Source organism: Bartonella sp. AD328YNZD, from assembly GCF_042196425.1.
Genome location: NZ_JBHIQG010000865.1, coordinates 1 through 541, shown reverse-complemented (window position 1 = coordinate 541; position 541 = coordinate 1). Strand labels below are relative to the sequence as shown.

The 541-nt window shown below is 34.0% G+C and carries 1 protein-coding gene; it reads right to left on the bottom strand.

Annotated features, from left to right (window positions below; all coding sequences use genetic code 11):
- Positions 1 to 251, bottom strand: a 251-nt coding sequence (locus tag ACFIO3_RS15475; protein ID WP_375704822.1) for a hypothetical protein, incomplete at its 3' end; no start/stop codon positions are given.
- Between the last annotated feature and the right edge of the window lie 290 nt (positions 252 to 541).

Genomic DNA, 541 nt, shown 5'->3' with positions numbered 1-541 from the left:
CCTCCTTCATCACGGATTGTAGCGACCAAATCAATCCCAATATCAGTTCCATTTTCTCCATGCTCTTGCGCCCATTCACAATAGGTTTGAACCTTCTCGTATTCTTGCTTTTGAAGCGGGTCTTGCGTCAAATAAACCATGACAAGGTTTTCAAACAGCGTTCCCAATTCACGGGGTGATTTTGCTTGTTGACGATAATATTCCAAGAGAGAGCGTAAAGAGACATGATCATAATGATGAGGGCGAAGCATAAAGAATAAACTCCATGACAATATATTCTATTGATTAATTCTCTTCAAAAGAATCAAAATGAAGCTTATTAAATCCATTTTGAGTAAATAGTGAAAAAAATGCAGAAAAATGCGAAAAAACGGATAAATTTTTTTCAAAAGAGTTTTTAAAGGTACTTATCCACAGCCCATGGCATAGGATAAGATCAGCAAAATAGTGAAATTTTCTGTTTATTTTATGGAAAAAAGACAAATTTGATATGTGCTTTTAAGATATCATAATGAGTATTTTGATAGGTTTTATGAGTCAC